This window comes from uncultured Algibacter sp. (assembly GCF_963976535.1).
Taxonomy (GTDB): Bacteria; Bacteroidota; Bacteroidia; order Flavobacteriales; family Flavobacteriaceae; genus Algibacter_B.
In genome coordinates, this window is the sequence record NZ_CAXBLF010000061.1 from 1 (window position 1) to 18,009 (window position 18,009).

12 protein-coding genes are annotated in these 18,009 nt (G+C 32.0%); 8 read left to right on the top strand and 4 right to left on the bottom strand.

The features are described 5' to 3' along the window. The first annotated feature begins 70 nt into the window (after positions 1-70). Complete coding sequence (locus AAC024_RS13435; protein WP_339896001.1) at positions 71-289, top strand: hypothetical protein; 219 nt, start codon at positions 71-73, stop codon at positions 287-289. A 226-nt stretch (positions 290-515) separates the two neighbouring features. Here the strand turns inward: AAC024_RS13435 and AAC024_RS13440 are convergent, their stop codons facing one another. Next, positions 516-5,375 (bottom strand): LamG-like jellyroll fold domain-containing protein, encoded by a 4,860-nt coding sequence (locus AAC024_RS13440; RefSeq protein ID WP_339896002.1) that lies wholly within the window; start codon positions 5,373-5,375, stop codon positions 516-518. Between the two features lie 296 nt (positions 5,376-5,671). Here AAC024_RS13440 and AAC024_RS13445 point away from each other — a divergent pair, with 296 nt between their 5' ends. Both AAC024_RS13445 and AAC024_RS13450 read left to right on the top strand, forming a co-directional pair. After that, entirely contained in the window at positions 5,672-6,631 is a 960-nt protein-coding gene (locus tag AAC024_RS13445; RefSeq protein ID WP_339896003.1) for a tetratricopeptide repeat protein, read from the top strand. Between the two features lie 119 nt (positions 6,632-6,750). Next, positions 6,751-7,245 carry a hypothetical protein gene (locus tag AAC024_RS13450; RefSeq protein WP_339896004.1) on the top strand — a complete coding sequence of 165 codons (495 nt, stop codon included), beginning with the start codon at positions 6,751-6,753 and terminating at the stop codon, positions 7,243-7,245. Between the two features lie 113 nt (positions 7,246-7,358). Here the strand turns inward: AAC024_RS13450 and rsmG are convergent, their stop codons facing one another. Next, positions 7,359-7,988 (bottom strand): 16S rRNA (guanine(527)-N(7))-methyltransferase RsmG, encoded by a 630-nt coding sequence (gene rsmG / locus AAC024_RS13455; protein WP_339896005.1) that lies wholly within the window; start codon positions 7,986-7,988, stop codon positions 7,359-7,361. A gap of 142 nt (positions 7,989-8,130) precedes the next feature. On the opposite strand from rsmG, the gene AAC024_RS13460 reads away from it, so the two are divergent. From AAC024_RS13460 to AAC024_RS13470, 3 genes are all read left to right on the top strand, one after another. Continuing rightward, positions 8,131-9,225 carry an acyl-CoA desaturase gene (locus AAC024_RS13460; RefSeq protein ID WP_339896006.1) on the top strand — a complete coding sequence of 365 codons (1,095 nt, stop codon included), beginning with the start codon at positions 8,131-8,133 and terminating at the stop codon, positions 9,223-9,225. A gap of 35 nt (positions 9,226-9,260) precedes the next feature. Further along, positions 9,261-10,445 (top strand): pyridoxal phosphate-dependent aminotransferase, encoded by a 1,185-nt coding sequence (locus AAC024_RS13465; RefSeq protein WP_339896007.1) that lies wholly within the window; start codon positions 9,261-9,263, stop codon positions 10,443-10,445. 574 nt (positions 10,446-11,019) lie between these two features. Next, positions 11,020-12,546: a serine hydrolase gene (locus AAC024_RS13470; protein WP_339896008.1), complete on the top strand. Its 1,527-nt coding sequence runs from the start codon at positions 11,020-11,022 to the stop codon at positions 12,544-12,546. A 313-nt stretch (positions 12,547-12,859) separates the two neighbouring features. Here the strand turns inward: AAC024_RS13470 and AAC024_RS13475 are convergent, their stop codons facing one another. Next, positions 12,860-14,353, bottom strand: coding sequence for a potassium transporter TrkG (locus tag AAC024_RS13475; protein WP_339896009.1), 1,494 nt, complete (start codon positions 14,351-14,353; stop codon positions 12,860-12,862). Positions 14,354-14,544: 191 nt separating this feature from the next. After that, a complete protein-coding gene (gene trkA, locus AAC024_RS13480) occupies positions 14,545-15,894 on the bottom strand; it encodes a Trk system potassium transporter TrkA (RefSeq protein WP_339896010.1) in 1,350 nt (449 codons plus the stop codon). 382 nt (positions 15,895-16,276) lie between these two features. Here trkA and ubiE point away from each other — a divergent pair, with 382 nt between their 5' ends. Both ubiE and AAC024_RS13490 read left to right on the top strand, forming a co-directional pair. After that, positions 16,277-17,002 (top strand): bifunctional demethylmenaquinone methyltransferase/2-methoxy-6-polyprenyl-1,4-benzoquinol methylase UbiE, encoded by a 726-nt coding sequence (gene ubiE / locus AAC024_RS13485; RefSeq protein WP_339896011.1) that lies wholly within the window; start codon positions 16,277-16,279, stop codon positions 17,000-17,002. A 4-nt stretch (positions 17,003-17,006) separates the two neighbouring features. Further along, entirely contained in the window at positions 17,007-17,738 is a 732-nt protein-coding gene (locus AAC024_RS13490; RefSeq protein WP_339896012.1) for a porin family protein, read from the top strand. Positions 17,739-18,009 lie beyond the last annotated feature (271 nt).

The window sequence follows — 18,009 nt, forward strand, 5'->3', positions numbered from 1 at the left end:
GCATTTCGACTGCGCTCAATGTGACACTTTTATATTTTTGTCATGTACTAAAATGACATAGACATTTAAGATGCTCAAAGAGAGAAAAGAATACAACGTCAAACTTAAACCTTATATAAACGATGTTTTAGTATTTGCGGAAAAAGATACAAATGCTATTACCAAGTTACCATTTTTTGCAGATGGTTTATGGAACTGGAAGAAATACAAAGATGTGCCAAGAGATTTTCTACCCTTAGAAATACAAAAAACATTAAACTTACTATCTTTTATAAATGTAAAGATATGAGCCTAAGCCGATAGGGTAACGCCCAACTTCTTGACACTATTACTATATAAATTTTGTAACACCAACAGATTTTAGATATCCGTTTTTAGGGGAGTAATTTATCATTTACTTATAAATAGCAAAAAGCAATTAGAAAACTCTAATTGCTTTTTGCATTATAATGATATAGGCAAATTAGTATTTACAGATTTATAAACAACATCTTGAACGCTATAAAATCACAATTTTACTCAATAATTATTTTCTTGTTAATAAATCCGTTTTCTGTAAATAATTTAACAATATAAGCTCCTGTTTTTACACCAAAAGAGACAGATTCATTATTTGAAGAGTTCAATTCTAAATCTTTAACTTTTTGCCCTAAAATATTGAATAACTTAATATCAGAAATATAGATACCTTTTTTATTAACTATTTTTAATTCAGATGATTTTGTATCATAATAGACTAAAACATTGCTTATTGCTTCATTAACCTCATCAGTACTTAATTGTACATTATTCTGAAAAACAAGTGAGAACCGTTCATTATATGTTCCTGGGTCTAAAAATAAATCAAAAGAATTATTATTAATATTATAGGTTTCGCCTGTTAAACCATCTTTAATAAAAAGTAACATATTGTCACTATTTTCAATAATGTCTAGTTCAATTTTTATAATACCGGCTTCTTTTACTACTAATCCTAAATAAAATTCTTGAGTTTCATCAAATCTATCAACACCTTGGATTACAAATTTGCTATCATTAAAAAACCAATACATATCTTCCTCACTCACATCGGCCATAAAGGCATCATATCCCATATCAAAATTAGGCGAAGCATTTTTATTAACACCTAAAACTATCTGTCTATGATACCCTTTAGGAGACCTATATTTTAGTTTAATTCGAGGTGTATTATCTCGATTAGAAGCACTATTTTTTCCTTTTATATTTGATGATTTCATAAACATGGATGTTGAGCCATCCTCAGTTGCAAAAACACGTTGGCTATTATTAAAAACAATATCACCTCCATCTACTGTTATCAAAGGTGTTCCGTTATCATTATCAAAACCATCGATTAATGTCGATACGAAGAATCCTTGATTTACTGGAATATATTGCCCTGGCACTTTTGTTCCAGAAGTTAAATTATTATTTATTCTAGCATCATTTGAAATGGCTACAGCTCCGCCAGTTAAATTTCTCGTAGCATAACCTCCAACATACCCCGCTAAATTATGGGTGTTTTGTTCACCAAAATGATCCCAAAAATATAAAGCACCATTAAATATGGTTCCGGTTGCATTATTTCCGCCATCGGCAATACTCATATTATCCAAAATAAATTCTTCGGCATCTATTGCAGAAGGATATGGATTTCCTATCAATCGCTCCACCTCACCTGAAGACTTATCTAATGCTAAGGTAATATCGCCGTTATTAGGTAATCCTTGAAATACATAATTTTGTAAGGTCGAAATTGGCACAGAACCCGCTGGTCCTTTCATAGTAAAACCTTCTCCTGCCGCTAAAGAAGTGGTTTCATCAATCTTTGCCCAAGCGTAATAATCGTTAGCTGTACCATAAAATTTATACGTCCAATATGTACTGATTGTTTTTGCAAAACCTGGCGGTGGTACAGTTCCGCTTCCATCAGGAGATGTATTATATAATAGACTCTGGTAAAATGCAGATAAGGTTCCGTCATTTAATACATCTCTTATCGAATAATTAATATTTGTAGAGGAAATTCCTGTTCCTCTGGTGGCTTTATTACCGCTTGCGAGACCTACTGATGAAGACCAATAATTATAATTATAGCCATTGGCGGTACCCTGCTGGTCTCTTTCAATAAATCCTCCACTATCAGCATCAAGAATACTTCCTTCTTGTTGAATTAATTGAGATTCGCCAACTAAATCAATAATACCATCCAATTCTAAATAATGCGAAATAGTTAAGCCTTGTCCTGAATTTGTTTCATCTTGAAACCCTGCAGGGTCTGCTATTGTAATGATTCCATCAGTTTGTATTAATCCCAAAAGTGAAATATCTCTATCGCCTGATGCGATGTCATGAGACGTTTCTACAATATTCCAATCAATAATGGTTGTCCCATCTAAACTTAATGAATTGGGTATAATCTGATCTGCACTATTACTCCATGTAGCCGCTGTATCCCAATCCCCATTTGCTGCAGAAATGTATGGTAATGGCGTAGTTTGTGCATCAACAAAAGATTTATCCTTATCTAAATATTTAAGTTTTAAAAAATATCGGTCATCTGTTAAACCTTCAATAGTAGAGCCATAAAATGAATTAAAATCATAATACACTCTTAAACTACTCCAAGGTATTGAGGCTATTTCATTACTAGCCGAAGCTTGAGGTAATATTTTGCCATCAACGTAATCGGTTCCCGCAATATCAAATCGCTCCACTTCTTGATTCATTAAAAAACGTATTTGATCTTGAGAAAGGGCTAAATCCCATACATACACCTCGTCAATTTCACCTAAAAGTGGATTTATAATACTGTGTTTATCAATGTAAAGGGCTCCAACACAAAAATGATTAAAGTTTGGTGAAGGATGCACAACATCTTGCACAGATTTATCAAGAACGCCGTCTACATACAATAATATAGTTCCGCTATCATATACAAATGTTGTTTGATGCCATTTACCGTCATCCACAACCATAATTGAAGTATATTTAGGGGTTACTATATCATCTATAAACACTTCAATATTCCCCGTACTATTTAATCTAATTTGAAGTTTTTCGCCTTTTGCCATTATAGTTCTAACACTAGCATTAGTCGCACATTTAATCCATGCTGAAATTGTAAAATTATCTACATTTAAGTTAAGACTATTCTCACCCACTAAAAAGTCACCTGGAGCTATACTCACAGAATTATTTTCGGTTAATTTTGACGTTTTACCAAATGTAAAATATTTTGTATCATCAAAGTCATACCAAGTTTGAAAATTGACTCCTCCGTCTTCAGATCTAAGCGGAATAACATCTATAATATCTCCATCCGCAAAGTTGGGGCCATCAGATACTATCAAAGCATACTCCTCTATTGATGTTTTTGTAAAACCACTAAAAGCAGCCGAAGGAATAGATATATAAACAGTTTCTACATCTCCGTTTACATCTTCATTAGATTCAACTATTTTCCATTTTCTATCGATACGAGTTAATGAGGTGGTAATACCTGATGCTATGGTAACCATGTTTGTATTAGTTCCTGTAAACGCACCATTATCATTACCCCAAACCAAAAAATCGCCATCTTTTCCAAACTCATTTGTATTAGCGCTATTGGTTGTATAGACACCGCCTAAACCAATGCAAACTTCATTTAAAAGGTTTAAGGTTTTTGATTGTTTTTGATTTAAATCTGAAATAGAATCTTTGCCAATACCCGCTACATGATAATTGTAACCCGAGTTTGCTGAAATATCCCATACAGATGTGTTAAACGAATTAATATAATCTTTCTGAGCTTCGGTTGAAGCTCCTAAAGTAATACCATATTTTATGGCTAAATAAGATTCTACTTTTTGTCTATCAGCATCACTTAAACGTTCAGCAAATGTAAACACCTCTGCTACCCGTCCATTTAAACTTCCTTGTACATCATAATTTCTACCTATCCAATATTCACTTCCCACAATATTAGTAAAGGCAACATCAGATACATTGGAAGTAGTTAAAACATTAGAATTATATAGAATATCTTGTTTAGTTGGTGATACAGCTAAATCATTCCTAACATTAATGATTCCGGCATTAGAATATGAAGAACTAATTTCAGCATCTCCATTATAGCTTCCTCCAGTAGGAATATCTTGATTATAAGACAAGGTCTCATTAGTAAATTCTGAAGAATAATCTCCAAATCCAACCCCAGTCATATCACCCGCACTACCTGAATCTATTCCAGCAAAAATTGTGTTTCTGGAGGATGCGCTTGTCATTGTAGCATCTGGAATCATAACTATAAAAATATCATGGTTGTAAAAGCCACTAATAGGAGAATCACTATTGAACATATATTGCTCTATAGAAGCACCATCATTCTCAAATTTCACAACCGGATTGTAATTAATGTTATCAGCGGCGGCATCCAAATAAGTAGGCTCTTTGCCTGAAACTGTGGTAGCATCTTTGCCATTGGTTCCTAAATCAAACCAATCTGTAAGGCTTGAACCTGATGTTACTATTCCACGTGTAGATTTTAACCACAACTTAAAGTTTGAAGTTATTCCTCCAGGTCCTGGAATATTTTCATTAAACATTTCTGCTGATACCGTAAATGTAAACGTAGTATTGTCTGTATTTCCAATACTTATAACTGCTGATTGTGTTCCCGTTCCAGTCAATGGACCTGTAAAGCTTACATCAAAAACTATTGCTCCATAAGGAACAATGTTTGACCAAGGAATGGGATATGGAGATGTTGTTATAAAATCTCCATTAGAACTTGAAAGCGATGAAATATCCAAATTACAACTCCCTATATTAGCAATTACATATCTCCTAGTTACAGAGGCACCTTCATCTACTATACCAAAGTAAGTCCCATTAACGTCAGAAGTTGTTGTATCTCCATCATAAATGTCTGCGTATGGACTTCCTCCTAAAACATAAATTTCTGGTGAAGAATTCACCTCTAGTGTAAATGTAAAATCTGCTTGGTTTTTTATTTCTATAGTAACTAAAGTACTCGTAGAAGTACAACTCGGGCTAATATTTTCAATTTCAAAATCAAGAAATTTCTTCCCACCACGGCAGCTGGCAGGTTTTATGCTTTTTTTAGGATTATTTGGAGTAATATCAAAATCTGTAGTATTAAATATATCTACATCTTTTATTCTTAAGTTCTTACAATTACCCCCTTCTACGTTTGTAATTCTAAAATCTAAACTATTACCTGCATTAATTGTAATAGTTGATCCTTGGGTTATAACAGATCCACCAATTACTTCAACTTGCATTACCTGAGCATTACTAGTTAAGCCAAATAGCGAAATGATTACAAAAAATGTAATTTGAAAAAGATTGATAGGTAGTACTCTTCTCATATTTTTTAACAATTTGGGGTATTAAATACTTGAGAGACTAACAACCTATTAATAGGTGCTGCGGTAAACATAATAAATTTTATCGTTATTCAGCTAATTTATTCGATTAAATGCAATAAAAAATATATTCTTGTAAGTATAAACATATATTTATCCGAGTTACGAAGCTTATTTGCTACATAAAAAGTTAATAGATGTAACACCTTTTAAAAGATAATACACTAAAATTAAAATGTATTATAAATATTGCTAACTTTATTTTTTTAAAACGGCATATTATTTGTTGCTTATAAACTATGAAAAAAAATATTATTCTATTACTTATTATATGTCCGATATTTGGTTTCGGACAAGCAAAAAAAATATTTAGGCAAGCTACAAGAACCAATAACTTAAGTGAAAAAGTATCATTATTCACTCAAGTTATTGAATTAGAGCCCAAAAACTTAGATGCTTACTTTTATAGAGCAATTGCAAAAAACGACTTAGGTGATTACCGTGGAGCAATTGTTGATTATTCAAAAATTATAGTTGAAGAACCTGATGCCGATACTTATTTTAATAGAGGTAATTCCAGATACAGTTTAAAAGATTTTTCTGGAGCAAAAGAAGATTATGCCAAAGCAGTTATGCTTGATAAAACTTTTATTGATGCCCTTTATAGTTTGGCTTGTGTGAAGCTTGATTTAGAAGAATACGAAAATGCTATTAAAGATTTCACAGCTGTTATTAAACAGGTTCCCGATAATTATAACACATACATACTTAGAGCCTCGGCTTACAAAGCCATGGAACAATTTACAAAGGCGTTAAATGATTATTCTACCGCTATTTTGATTGAACCTAGCTCAAATAATTACTACAATAGAGGTGTTTTTTTAATGGATATTAGATATTACCAAGACGCCAACGTAGATTTAACAAAATCTATAAGACTCAACAAAAACAATGCTTTTGCTCATTTTTATAGAGGTGCTTCAAATCTATTTATTGGCAAATTTAATGATGCTATTTCTGATTTTTCAGAAGCCATAAAATTTGATACTATGGATTTTGATGCGTATTTAGGACTTGCCATAGCACAATTAAAGGTTAATGATACGGTTAATGCCAAATTGAACTTTAATAAAGCGAATGCGATACTTATCCCTAGCAAAAAAGTGTCAACAATTGAGCAATACAATAACACCTATTGGTTTCACAATCAATATTTTTATTTCAATAATGCTATAAATGCATTAGTTAAATTGGAATAATTACCTTCTAAATTTTAAAACCCTCACATATTCATAATTATTTTAATAGTCCAATACAAAATTACCGCTACAAACACGACTATTTATATCCAAAAATATTTATATACAAATCACTATTAATGAGAGCATTAACTTATGAATCATTAGGTAATTATATGAATGCTATAGAAGATTATTCATCAATTATTTTAATTAAACCGAATGCTGAAAATTTTTATAATAGAGGGAAACTTTTGATGGATTTAAAGTTTTATCAAGAAGCAAATAATGATTTTATGACTTCATTATATCTGAATAAAAAAAACGAGTATGCATATTTTTATAAAGGCACATCGAATTTATTTTTAGGTAAATATTTAAAAGCAATTTCTGATTTTTCTCAAGCCGTTAAATTTGACGTTACTGATTTTGATGCTTATTTAGGTCTTGCAATTGCATATAACAAAGTTAATGACCCTAATAATGCGAAACTATATTTTGAAAAAGCAAATGCTATACTAGAAATAGGAGAAGATTTAAAAACTATTGAGCAATATACTGATACGTTCTGGTTTCAGAATCAGTATTATTATTTTAACAATAATATTAATAAGTTGGTTGGGCTATATAATTAGATAATGATAAAGACATGAATCTTTTCAAAAACACTTATTGGTTTTCAACTTCATTTTACACTTATTTTTGAAAATCATCAGCAGTTAGTTAAACTAGTTCACTCAATAAAAAACTACCCTCTAAATTTCATAGGAAGATGTACTACTTTTTTGGTTTCATAGAAGTCTTCTGAAAAATAATCACTTAAATTATAAATTGTTGCGGTTTTATAATCCCGCAGTTCTTCTGATAAATCACCTCCTTTTAAATATAGAATACCATTTTTAAGATCATGATTTTGTTGTTTGGCTATTTTACCTTTTACCCAATGCACAAAAGTAGGCATTGCAGCAACTGCTCTACTTACAATAAAATCATAATTACCGTCAATATCCTCTACTCTACTATGCGATGTTTTCACGTTAGTTAATCCTAAACCAGCAACAACCTCTTCAACCACTTTTAATTTTTTAGCAATACTATCTACTAGATGAAACGAACATTCTGGAAACAAAATAGCTAAAGGGATTCCTGGAAATCCTCCACCAGTACCAACATCAAGAAGTTTACTTCCATCTTTAAAATTTATCACTTTGGCTATACCTAAAGAATGAAGTACATGACGTACATACAACTCATCAATATCCTTTCGAGACACTACATTAATTTTCAAATTCCAATCTTTATATAAGGATTCAAGTTGTTCAAATTTCTGTATTTGGTCTTCCGTAAGGTTAGGAAAGTACTTTAAAATAAGTTGCATTTTTGTTAAATTTTCAACAAAAATATACTTTTTATGTACATATTTTTACAAAAAAACGTTATTACTTCAATTGGTTTATACTTATCTTTGCCACAGGTATGACAAGCAATTTTTATTATTTATCATATTAAAATTAATAAGCATGACAAAACAAGCACTTTCGTTTTCTAGAAAAGACTCCGCAAGGTTTTTTAAAACACTTAACAAACGTGTAAACGACTATTTTAAAGAAAACAACTTAAAGCGTACCGGAAACTGGAAACTATACACAAAAGCTATTGTGATGTTCTCCTTATTAATCGTTCCTGCTGTCTTAATTTTAACCTTAGATTTACCTGCTTGGACGCAAATACTAGGTATGGTAATTGTTGGAATTGGTATGGCTGGTGTTGGTATGAATGTTATGCACGATGCAAACCATGGCTCTTTTTCAAGCAAAAAATGGGTTAACAAATTAATGGGGAGCAGCATATACATTTTAGCTGGCAACGATTACAACTGGAAAGTACAACACAATGTATTACATCATACATACACTAATATTCAAGGGCATGATGAAGACATTGATGCTGGTAGAATTATTAGGTTTTCCAAACACACAAAATGGCTTAAAATCCATAAATATCAAAAATATTACGCTTTCTTTTTATATGGATTATTAACTGCGAATTGGGCTATTACTACCGATTTTATACAAACATACAAATACCTTAAAAGAAAATTGGCTTATGGGAAATTGCCATCTCCTGCTACACAGTGGACTAAATTAATTATTGGCAAAATTGTATATTATTCTTTATGGGTTGTATTACCAATATCACTAGGTTTTGCATGGTGGGAAGTTTTAATTGGATTTATAGTGATGCATTATACAGCAGGAATCATCTTAAGTGTTGTATTTCAGTTAGCACACGTTATGCCTAATACACAAATGCCGTTACCAGATAAGGAAGGAAACATGAAAAACACTTGGGCTATTCATCAATTGTTTACTACATCAAATTTTTCACCAAAAAGTTGGTTAGCAGAATTTTATACTGGCGGATTAAACAGACAGGTAGAACACCATTTATTTGCTAATATTAGCCATGTGCATTATAGTAAAATCGCTAAAATAGTTAAGGAAACTGCCCAAGAATTCAGCTTACCTTATAATGAATACCGTACATTTTGGCAAGCTGTTGCCGAACATTACAATCAATTAAAAATGCTAGGACAAAAACCTAGTTTAGCCTAAAATTACACTTACACTGACCAAACAAACAACCAAAAATGCAATTACTATCTGATAGAATTTTAAACATGGCTACGTCTGCTACTCTAGCAATGGCAGCAAAAGCAAGAGAACTTAGAGGCGAAGGAAAAGATATTATTGGCTTAAGTTTAGGGGAACCGGATTTTAATACTCCTGATTTTATTAAAGAAGCCGCTATACAAGCCATTAATGAAAACTACAACTCCTATTCACCAGTTGATGGGTATGTAGAGCTTAAACAGTCTGTAATTACTAAATTTAAGCGTGATAATGGGTTATCGTATACGCTGCCACAAATTGTAGTATCTACAGGCGCTAAACAATCTTTAGCAAATGTTGCTGCAGTAATGCTTAATAAAGGAGACGAGGTTATTTTACCGTGCCCATATTGGGTAAGTTATTCTGATATAGTAAAGTTAAATGATGGTGTTCCTGTTGAAGTTAAAACCTCAATTGCTACAGATTTTAAAATGACACCAGCGCAGTTGGAAGCAGCTATTACACCAAACACAAAAATGATGTGGTTTAGCTCGCCTTGCAACCCAAGTGGGTCTATTTATAGTAAAGAAGAATTAAGAGGATTGGCAGATGTTTTAGTGAAGCATCCTAATATTTATGTGCTATCTGATGAAATCTATGAGCACATTAACTATGCAGGTGCCCATGCAAGTATGGCACAATTTGAAGATATGTACGACCGTACTATAACTGTTAACGGCGTTTCAAAAGCCTTTGCTATGACGGGGTGGCGTATTGGTTATATTGGTGCCCCTGAAAAGATAGCAAGAGCTTGTAACAAAATGCAAGGTCAAATTACTAGTGGTGCAAACTGTATTGCGCAACGTGCAGTAATTACAGCTTTAAATGCATCACCTTCTCGTGTTCAATTCATGATTGACGAGTTTAAAGTACGTCGTGATTTAATTTTAGATTTATTAAACAATGTTGAAGGCTTTAAAACCAATACTCCAGAAGGTGCTTTTTATGTGTTTCCAAATGTGACACATTACTTTGGAAAAACATTACGAGGTAAAACCATAAATAATGCTACTGATTTTTCGCTGTATTTATTAGAAGAAGCTCTAGTAGCTACTGTTACAGGTGCAGCTTTTGGAAACCCAGATTGTATTAGAATTTCTTACGCTGCTTCGCAAGAACAAATTATTGAAGCTATTAAACGCATAAAAGAGGTTGTGAGTTAGAAATACAAAACAATTATAAATTTTAAGAAAGCCACTAATTAATTTAGTGGCTTTTTTAGTTAATAAATTTTTTCTCTAAGCACCTTACAAAAACTAATTTTGAGAAATAAACAACCATCAGTTTTTGGGATAACGAAGACCTCACAGGTGGGATGTCAAATTTGAAGTATCTAAAATTTAAAATTTCGTTCTCTTTTTTTATCTTCAATAATGAATTTAAAAATGACCTAAAGTCTTTATTTTACTAACTTTTTAGGTTTTTAAACACCGAAAAAGTTTAAAAAACAGACCGAACAATTTTTTATCAATACGCACAAATTTGACACCCCACCTCACAGGTTTTAAAAACCTGTGAGGTCTGAGCAACAAATAAAGCCTAAAGCACTAAAATAAAGCTGTTTATATTCTAAATTTTTGTCATGCACTAAACACACCTTATATAAATTTTGCAAATACTTCTTACAATTTAACTTGATTCTAAACCTTTAAAATTCTAAATTCGCTTATCGTCTGATATAAGTCATTAAAACAAACTCATATCATTAAAGATATACTCAATTACAAAAAAATGAAAATGAAAATCAAAATATACTTCTTTTCAATAATTGGATTATTATTGTTTTCTAATTCATTCTCTCAACAAATACAATTAGATTCACTTGATTTACAAATTCGCCAAATAATAAAAGACTTTGAAATACCCGGACTTTCGATAGGTATTGTTAGGAATGATTCCATAATATTTACCAAAGGATATGGAAACTTGGAAATACATAAAGAAAGAAAAGTTGATGAAAATACAATTTTTGGAATAGGTTCAATTTCTAAATCATTTACAGCTTTAACGTTGGGAATTTTAGTAGATGAGGGGAAAATTGATTGGGATGATAAAGTTAAAGAGTATCTACCCTATTTTGAATTATACGCTCCTTATGTAACAGACAATTTTTCAATTAGAGATTTACTAACCCATAGAAGCGGGCTGAAAGATGTTAGTGGTGGAACACTTTGGTATCATTCAGATTATTCAAGAAAAGAAATAATAAAACGTCTCAAATATTTAGAACCTGTGTCTACCTATAGAGAAAAGCCAGCATATCAAAATGTAATGTATGTTGTTGCTTCAGAAATAGTGAAAACAGTTTCTGGAATATCATGGGATAATTTCCTTAAAGCAAGAGTATTTGATAAGTTAAAAATGAACAACAGCACATCATTATCAATAGAAAGGGAATCCAATAGGAATCTAGCACAACCGCATATTTGGAATGAAGATTACAAAAAAGTTGCAATAATTCAAGAAAAAGGAGATAATCTTGCTCCTGGAGGTTTTATCTATTCATCAGCCGTTGAAATGTCGAGTTACATGAGACTCTTGCTGAATAATGGAGCCATTGGTAATGATACCATTGTAAGTCCGAAAATAATTAATGAAATTTTTAAACCTCAAATTATTTATCCTATAGGTGGTACTCCGTTTTACAATGAATTCACGTCTTATGGATTTGGCTGGTGGCTAACGCCAAAAAATGGACATAAGATAATTGAACATAGTGGAGGTATTGATGGCATGTCTGCTAACCTTGTTATGATAAAAGATATGAATTTAGGTTTTGTAATACTTACCAATGCCTCAAAAGAGCCTGCCGCATTTTTATTGACTGCTAAAATATTAGAGAAGCTTTTCAATGATAAGTCATATAACATATATTCTAGGGTAATGGATTATAGAAACCAAAATTTAAAAAAGAAAAAAGAAGCCCCTATTCAAATTTCTAAAACCCCTAAAACAAAACCTTCATTGGAAATTCAAAAATACGCTGGAAAATACAGCGACAAAATGTATGGAGACATTTTGATAAATTATACTGAGAGCGGTGGATTAGAAATTTCATTTTCTCATTCACAAGTATTCAAAGGAAAATTGGAACATAGGCATTTTGATACTTTTAAAATAGACTGGAATGACATTCGGGTTCCTAATGGGTTTTTAACTTTTAACTTTAATTCAAAAAGAGAAATATTAGGATTCTCCATCGACCAAGAAAATTTACTTGATGTTGATTTCGGAGAACTGAATATTTTAAAAAATAAAAACTGAGTATAATAATAACGGTAACTGTTGCACAACACTTTAAAAAAATTCCCAGCTAGCGCTCGTTTTATAACGAGTGCCGTACCCAATAAGCAAATCTCAACAATATTGAAGATAAATTTTCAAAAATTAACATGATACCATTAAAAAACAAGAAACTTTGCAGACACACCCGCGTTAGCGATTGCAATGGAAAGCCCACAGCGAGGCACGAGCGAGGACTTGTAGTGTAAAGCGCGACCCTTGCGGTAACGCCCAAATGATTAAGTTTCAAACTTCATTTTATGAGATTCCCGTCTTCACGGGAATAAAAAAAGGATTATCTATTTCGCCAGAAAAAAGGTGTAAATAAAATAAGTACCGTAAAGAGCTCTAAACGTCCAATAAGCATTAAAAAGGAGGCCCACCATTGTGCTAAAGGTGGTAATGCTGAGTAATTATTTACAGGTCCAAAATCTCCTAATGCAGGGCCAACATTTCCTAAAGTAGATGCCGCTAAACCAATTGACGATTTAAAATCAATTTCAAACATAGAAAACACCAAGGCACCTATTATAAATGATAGCATATATAAAATAAAAAATGCTAAAACATTAAAAACAATAAATCTATTAATAGCTTTCTTGTTGTAACGAACTGGTATAATTGCATTTGGATGCAATGTGCGTTTAAACTCTAAAAAACTATTTTTAATCAATATTAAATGACGTACTACTTTTACACCACCCGCGGTACTTCCTGCTGATCCGCCCAAAAACATAAGACCGAAAAATAAAACCATCAAAAAGGGAGTCCATAATGTGTAATCTGCGGTAACAAAACCTGTTGTAGTAATAACAGACAATACTTGAAACAACCCATGCCTAAATGCGCTTTCAGCTTCTCCCCAAACCATTGGATGCGCAATTGAAGATTGACTTATATCTGCTCGAAAATAAATAATTACAGCGGCAATGATAGTAAATGTAGCAATAAACTTAAAGTATAACTTAAACTCTTCGTCTTGGATTATTTTTTGAATTCTTCCCTTAAAAGCAAAATAACTGAGTACAAAGTTAGTCCCTGCCAAAAACATAAACACTATGATGATATATTGTATTATAGGTTGCCCATTCCAATAAGCAACACTGGCATTTTTAGTAGAAAAACCTCCAGTTGAAAGCGTACACAATGAGTGATTAATAGCATCAAAAAAAGACATACCAGCAACATTTAAAAGTAAAGTTTCTGCCGCTGTGTATCCAAAATAAATAAGCCATAAACGCTTTGCTGTATCTGTAATTCTAGGATGCAACTTATCGGTACTTGGTCCTGGAGCTTCGGCTGCAAAAAGTTGCATGCCTCCAATTCCCAGTAATGGTAAAATAGCTATGGCTAACACTATAATGCCCATGCCACCAATCCAATGGGTTAAACTACGCCAAAACAAGACGCCTTTTGGCACCGCTTCAATATCATTTAAAATTGAGGCTCCAGTTGTGGTATAACCAGACATGGTTTCAAAAAAAGCGTTTGTAAAACTAGGAATACTTTCTGTAAATACATAAGGTAGCGTACCAGATAATGACATGATTATCCATCCAAAACTTACAACAATATAACCCTCGCGCCTATTTATTTCTTTTTTGTGGCGTCTAGTAAAAACCATGGCAACAACTCCAATAAGTACTGTTATAATACCTGCAAAAAATATTTGAAATGTTACGCCATCGTTATAAATTAAACTTACAAGTGCGGATAGCAACATAAAACCACCATTAAACAACAGTAGTAATCCTAAAAAGTGAAAAATAATTTTATAGTTGAGTTTCAATGGCTAAACCGTTTAGATTCTAAGAGTCTGTTTTAAGATTTCGTTAATTATTTTTTTATGCCTCTTTTTGTGCATTATTTTGTTAAAATTTTGAACCGTAACTAGGCTATGCTTAAAAATTTTGCCTCATACTACATCAAAAATAGCCTATAAAAATTCTAATCATAAATTCTTAAACAAACTCTAAGATTTTAAAGAAATAATTTTTCAACGCGTTTTATCGATTTCAGCAAACAACATACTACAACACGATCACCCTCTTGAATTTTAAAACTACCTAGTGCTATCATGCCTACCCCGTTTCTAATAACCCCTCCAATAATTGCTGTTCTAGGAAAATCTATAGATTTAATTATTTTATTACAAACAGCAGAGGTTCCCTTTACCTCAAACTCTAATAGCTCAGCGTTTAAATTACTAAGCTTAGTCATGGCAACGACTTCGCCCCTACGTATGTATCTAAAAATATTATTTGCTGCTAATAGTTTTTTATTTATTAAAGTATCAATTCCAATAGAATGTGACAAGTCAAAATAGTCCATATTTTCAACCAAAGCTATGGTTTTTTTAACACCTTTAGACCTAGCGACTAAACAAGACATAATATTTGTTTCAGAATTGGCTCCAACAGCAATAAAGGCATCCATTTCACCAATATTTTCTTCATCAAGTAAATCTACATTTCGACCATCACTATTAATAACCAGCACCTTTGTTAATTCTTCTGCAATTTCAAATGCGCGATCTCTATTTCCTTCTAATAGCTTTACATTTAACCCTTTCTCACTTAAGTCCTTAGATGTTTTATACGCTATTTGGCTCCCACCCAAAATCATCACATTTTTAATATCTCTATTAACTTTACCTGTAAGTCTACAAAGCTCATCCGCACCACCTTCTGATGTTATAAACACTACATTATCACCGCGTTTAAACTTAGTATCTCCTCTAGGAATTATAGTATATTGAGTACCAAAACGTTGAATTGCAATAGGAACAAAATGTATTTCTGGAAAAATATCGGCTGCTTCTTTCACGGTTTTCCCAACAAAAGATGCCGACCTAGAAAGTGTTAAACCAGCCATAGTAAGTGCACCATCCTCGAACTCGTAATTTTCATTAAAGGACGATTGTTTTAATGACAACTCAATTTCTGATGCTGCTAGAGCTTCTGGTGAAATCAACTCATCAATACCAAATTTTGTAAATCCAACTTCATCTTTATAATGGATAAATTCGGTATTAGAAATTCTTGCAATGGTTTTTTGGGCTCCTAGTTGTTTCGCCAAAACACATACTGTAATATTAGTAGTTTCGCTTGATGTAACCGCTATAAATAATTCGCATGAATCAACACGCGCTTCTTTTAAAATAGCAATAGATGTAGCATCTCCCTTTACAACTCTAATATCTAAATGGGTATTGGCGTATGCTAAACTTTTTTTATTTGGATCAATTAAGGTTATTTCTTGAGATTCGTAAGACAATAATTTTGCCAAATGAAATCCAACTTCACCAGCACCTGCAATAATTATTTTCATTGTTTAACTATCATAAAAAGTATAACAAATATATTAGTACATGACAAAAATATAAAAGTGTCACATTGAGCGCAGTCGAAATGCTTTTGAATACGATATTTCCAATGTCTTCGACTGCGCTCAGATTGACATCCGATATATTATCAATTTTTGTCATGTACTCAGAACAAATATACTATAAAATAAATATTGCTTATCAAAATTGATTGAATATAATAATTAGAAATCTAATTATGTAAAGCTTTTCTAAAAGTTTATCTTTTCCTCTAATGCGCTTATTATTATATTTTTGAATCGGATAACATATTCAACATATTTTGACTTTGTTTGATATTATAAAGTAAAAATATATTGAGTATGTTTGCATCAAAATTTTTAAGATTTGTCAAAAGTAAAGCCATACAAAAACAGCGATTTAGGTAAAAAAGAGCAGGTTACTAAAATGTTTGATACTATTTCTGAAGATTACGATGGATTAAATCGAGTAATTTCTTTTGGAATTGATATTAAATGGCGAAAAAAAGTGGTTAACATAGTTAAAGAAGCTAATCCAGATACTATTTTAGATATTGCAACCGGAACCGGTGATTTGGCAATTAATTTAGCAGAAACTAATGCCAGTAAAATTGTTGGCTTAGATATTAGTAGTGGCATGCTAGATATTGGTAAAGAAAAAATTAAAAATAAAAGTTTAGAGTCTAAAATAGAAATGGTTTTAGGTGATTCTGAAAATATGCCTTTTGAAGACAATGCCTTTGATGCCATAACAGTTGCATTTGGTGTACGTAACTTTGAAACCTTAGAAAATGGCCTAAAAGAAATTTACAGAGTACTAAAACCAAACGGCGTCTTTGTTATTTTAGAAACATCAATGCCCGATAAAGCGCCTTATAAACAAGGATACAATTTCTATACAAAAAATATATTACCGCTAATTGGAAGAGCCTTTTCAAAAGACAAAAGTGCTTATAAATATTTATGCGAATCGGCATCCGTTTTTCCTTATGGGGAAGCGTTAAACAATATTTTACGTAAAATTGGGTTTATTAATGTTGAAGATTTTCCACAAACTTTTGGTGTGGCAACAATTTATAAATCATCTAAGTAATCATATGAAATACTTTTTTGCATTAATATCATTTTTATTCATCATTGAAACTTCTAACGCTCAGCTTTTTAAGAAAGAAAAAGTGACCTATGATGCCAACCAAGGACGCGGTTCTACGGATAACAAATTATTACGTTGGGGTTATTTTTTAGGGTTTAGTAATTATGACTTCAATTTTGACTACAATACCGATTTACGTGATATTTATGTAAAGCGAAGCCCAGGTTTTAATGTGGGTTTAATAGGGAACTTGCGCATAAATAGCTTTATAGATTTACGTTTTGAACCCGGTTTATTAATTACTACAAGAGAGTTATATTATAGCCAAGAGTGGTTTCAAGGTGTTCCTGATGTAAAAGCTTCAGACTTAGTTAGGGAGGTGAAATCTACTTACATTCACATCCCGTTATTAATAAAAATTTCTACAAAACGAGTAAATAATTTTAAACCTTTTATTGTTGGTGGGTTTTCAACGGCATTAAACCTTTCAAGTAATGAGAACAATCCAGAGGACAACAAAAATGGGCAATTTAGAACTACCAAGAACTCTATATTTTACGAACTAGGTTTTGGTATAGATTTTTATTTATACAACTTTAAGTTCACACCGTCAATTCGTGGGCTTTTCGGAATTAATGATGAGTTGGTTAGAGATGAAGACCCAAATAGCCCTTGGACAAGTAACATTGCAGGCATGAGAACGCGTGGGGTTTTTATTAATTTCACTTTTCAATAGGAAAAAAGTTTCCAGTCGCAGTTTTCAGTCGCAGTTGTAATCAATTCCAATGAAGAGTTTTTATTTAAAATTAAACTATCTGGGGTTTTTAGAAGCATATCCATTTATTTTTCTTGCTGAAATGATTTCTTTCTCTCGCAGACGCAAAGGAGTAAGATAAAAAACCTATTTTTATAACGAAGGACTAAATTTTCTTAATAAAACGCAATCAACTACAAACTGCGACTGATCCCGATAGCTATCGGGACTGCCTACTTTTTTATCCCCTTCT

Coding starts and splice junctions, on each gene's coding strand:
- AAC024_RS13435 (WP_339896001.1), top strand. CDS start 71: ATGCTCAAAGAGAGAAAAGAATACAACGTCAAACTTAAACCTTATATA.
- AAC024_RS13445 (WP_339896003.1), top strand. CDS start 5,672: ATGAAAAAAAATATTATTCTATTACTTATTATATGTCCGATATTTGGT.
- AAC024_RS13440 (WP_339896002.1), bottom strand. CDS start 5,375: ATGAGAAGAGTACTACCTATCAATCTTTTTCAAATTACATTTTTTGTA.
- rsmG (WP_339896005.1), bottom strand. CDS start 7,988: ATGCAACTTATTTTAAAGTACTTTCCTAACCTTACGGAAGACCAAATA.
- AAC024_RS13465 (WP_339896007.1), top strand. CDS start 9,261: ATGCAATTACTATCTGATAGAATTTTAAACATGGCTACGTCTGCTACT.
- AAC024_RS13490 (WP_339896012.1), top strand. CDS start 17,007: ATGAAATACTTTTTTGCATTAATATCATTTTTATTCATCATTGAAACT.
- AAC024_RS13470 (WP_339896008.1), top strand. CDS start 11,020: ATGAAAATCAAAATATACTTCTTTTCAATAATTGGATTATTATTGTTT.
- AAC024_RS13460 (WP_339896006.1), top strand. CDS start 8,131: ATGACAAAACAAGCACTTTCGTTTTCTAGAAAAGACTCCGCAAGGTTT.
- trkA (WP_339896010.1), bottom strand. CDS start 15,894: ATGAAAATAATTATTGCAGGTGCTGGTGAAGTTGGATTTCATTTGGCA.
- AAC024_RS13450 (WP_339896004.1), top strand. CDS start 6,751: ATGAGAGCATTAACTTATGAATCATTAGGTAATTATATGAATGCTATA.